The 1,116-nt window shown below is 69.5% G+C and carries 1 protein-coding gene; it reads right to left on the bottom strand.

Going from position 1 to position 1,116, the window contains the following annotated elements:
- Window positions 1-119 precede the first annotated feature (119 nt).
- Window positions 120-914, bottom strand: coding sequence for a hypothetical protein (locus tag ABZ885_RS41780; RefSeq protein WP_360200522.1), 795 nt, complete (start codon window positions 912-914; stop codon window positions 120-122).
- Between the last annotated feature and the right edge of the window lie 202 nt (window positions 915-1,116).

Genomic DNA, 1,116 nt, shown 5'->3' with positions numbered 1-1,116 from the left:
GGACATGGTTCCCCCCAGGAAACAGTGTTGTTGTGGACATGCCGATAGCAGCCTTGTGCGGCGGCACGGGAAGACCGGTGCGGCCGACGGCGCGGTGCCGGATGTCGTCATACGAGTCCTCAGCGTCGGCACTGCGGGTTCGGGCCGCAGGTGAACACGTGGGGGTTGCAGGTGTCGCGGGTCGCGCACACGTGGCACGTGACGCAGGTGGCATTGCCGCAGGTGCGGCAGGTGCCACCGGCGCAGGTGAGGCAGGTGGCCCCGCGGCAGGTGACACACGTGGCCCCGGCACAGGTCCGGCAAGTGGCCTCGCCACAGGTGTGGCACGTGGCCTCGCCGCAGGTGGCACAGGTGTTCTCACCGCAGGTGGCGCAGGTGGCCCCGGCGCAGGTCTCACACGTGGCACCGGCGGTGGCGCACCCGGCGTTCTCGGTGCACCGGCAGGTGTGCGGCTTGCAGGCGGTGCCGAACCCCGTCGGACAGTCGATGTCGGTGCCGCAGGCGAAGTTGGTCTCGCAGTCGCCGCCGAACGTCGGCCCCGGGCACTCGGCCTCCCAGGTCTGCGGCTCCGAGGGCTCCACCGTCGTCGGCACCGTGTCCGTCCGGCGCGGCCGCCCCAGCCGGAGGTCCAGGTCGAACTCGTCCAGCGGAGCGGCGGACTGCACCTGGGTGAACTGCACCGTCGCATCGCGACGCAGGGTGACCTTCGTCGCCTCGAGTCCGACGAACGGCGGCCGGTCGCTCTCGACGGTCTCCACCGACACCACGTCCGAGGAAGCGAACTCGGCGTAGTAGTCCAACTGCTTGTTGAAGTAGAGCCGCCGGAATCCGGCGCGGTCGCTGTCGCCCAGCAGGCCACTGAGCGTCAGCGTTCTGGCCGGCCGCTCCGAAGGATCGGCCAGGTTCCTTGCCACGAAGTCGTCCTGTGGGCGATCGCCGATACCGCTCGGCCCACCGGATCCGGTCTTCTCGCCGGCCATGTCAACCTCAGGTGCTACTGATTCCTTACTGCTCCTGCCGGTTCGGTTCCGATCTGCTTTCGTGCTCCCACCGGTCGTCCTCCGGCTTGTCCTCCGCGGAGGCGACGGTTGCGGTGGGTGCACGTTCCCGGACCGC

The organism is Kitasatospora sp. NPDC047058 (genome assembly GCF_040643935.1).
Lineage (GTDB): Bacteria > Actinomycetota > Actinomycetes > Streptomycetales > Streptomycetaceae > Kitasatospora.
This window is presented reverse-complemented; position numbering and strand designations above follow the sequence as displayed.